2 protein-coding genes are annotated in these 1,462 nt (G+C 58.5%); both read left to right on the top strand.

Going from position 1 to position 1,462, the window contains the following annotated elements; genetic code table 11:
* Window positions 1-126: 126 nt before the first annotated feature.
* On the top strand, window positions 127-768 hold the full coding sequence (gene cas6 / locus J7J55_02070) for a CRISPR system precrRNA processing endoribonuclease RAMP protein Cas6 (GenBank protein MCD6141491.1): 642 nt from the start codon (window positions 127-129) through the stop codon (window positions 766-768).
* Window positions 765-1,109 carry a CRISPR-associated protein Cas4 gene (gene cas4, locus J7J55_02065; GenBank protein MCD6141490.1) on the top strand — a complete coding sequence of 115 codons (345 nt, stop codon included), beginning with the start codon at window positions 765-767 and terminating at the stop codon, window positions 1,107-1,109. Before cas6 ends, cas4 begins: the two co-directional genes overlap by 4 nt.
* The last annotated feature ends 353 nt before the right edge of the window (window positions 1,110-1,462 follow it).

Raw genomic sequence — 1,462 nt, 5'->3', positions numbered from 1 at the left:
GGAGACATTGTGACCGGTCCATACGCTCTTGTCCTTCGATTTCGTGCTTCCCGGCCGCTTGAGAAGCTCACTCCGGAGCGGTTGCACGGTGCGTTCCTCGGCTTAATTCAAGCCGGAGATCCCTCTTTGGCAAAGCTTTTGCATTCACCACGAATGGGAAGACGGCCGTTCTCCCTCGTTCCCATCGGCCAAATCGAGGGGAGCGACACCATCTCCCTGCGCCTTGGAGTGATCGATCCCGAGCTGTTTGCGCAGTTCTGGGAGCGTTGGAACAAGCGAGGAGGGTTTCCCTTACCGGTTGGCAGGATGAAGCTGCGCCCGATTCCGTCTCGACAGGACGGCCCGTGGGCAGGCACTGTCCCGTGGGACAAATTTGGAAAAGACACAACCTCCCGCATCATCCGGTTGCATTTCTGTACCCCGACTGCATTCCGTCAAGGAGACCTCGACCTTCCCCTGCCTCTCCCCCGACTCGTCTTCCGCGGGCTCCTCACGCGCTGGAACGCGTTCGCACCGATTCCACTCCCCCTCAATGGAGAGATGATCGAACGCTCAGTCGCTCTTTCTCGCGCCCGGATTGAGACCCGAACCTTCTTCGACGGTCGCTCTCACATCCCTGGATTCGTCGGTCCAGTAGAGTTCCGCATCTTGCGTAGCGCTCCCGCAGAATCCATCCCAGCCCTACATGCCCTTGCCGAGTTTGCGTTCTTCGCCGGGATCGGCCGCAAGACCACCCACGGAATGGGCCTTGTGAGGAGGATCGAATGAGCGAGCCAATCCCGATCAGCCTCGTTTCCGAGTATGTTTTCTGCCCGCGCGCCGCGTGGTTTTCCTACGCCGGGGGTGCATTCCAACCCAACGAGTTCACCGTCGAAGGAGAACTGCTTCACAAACGGGTTCACACCAAAGGAACGGACAAGCGCAGTGGATTTCGGCAATGGCGCAAGGTCCCGCTCTATTCACGTCGCCTCGGGCTGATCGGTTATGCCGACGTAGTGGAGGAAGTAAAAGGAATCTACTATCCGGTTGAGCACAAACGCGGAAAACTGAGACAGCGGACGAGCGCATCGGGCGCCGACGCCTTCTTCCGGATACGGCGATATTTGTAGGTTGAGATAATTAGATCTTTGACAAGTGAATACCGCGGACGGGTAGCGGTGGGGAAACTCCCGGGGATCCGCGCGATCCCGATGCAATCCGGAAAAACCGAGTTTTTCACCCCGATGAAGCAGGCTTGTCCAGCGGGTATAATCGGGGTCAACGGAGCGGTCCGCGCGGACTGTGCCTCGATGGCGGTGCCAAGCGGGTTCGCGCCGGCGGAGTAGAAACACCAACCAAACCCTGAAAGGGATTGAGACCATGCCGGCACCGCGTAAAGAACCGTTACTCGGGCTTGTAGAAACACCAACCAAACCCTGAAAGGGACGCCATTTTTCGTAGTGGCGGGGCTTGTCCCCGCCAT

It is taken from the genome of Candidatus Bipolaricaulota bacterium (assembly GCA_021159055.1).
In the GTDB taxonomy this organism is placed as follows: Bacteria; Bipolaricaulota; Bipolaricaulia; order UBA7950; family UBA9294; genus S016-54.
This window is presented reverse-complemented; position numbering and strand designations above follow the sequence as displayed.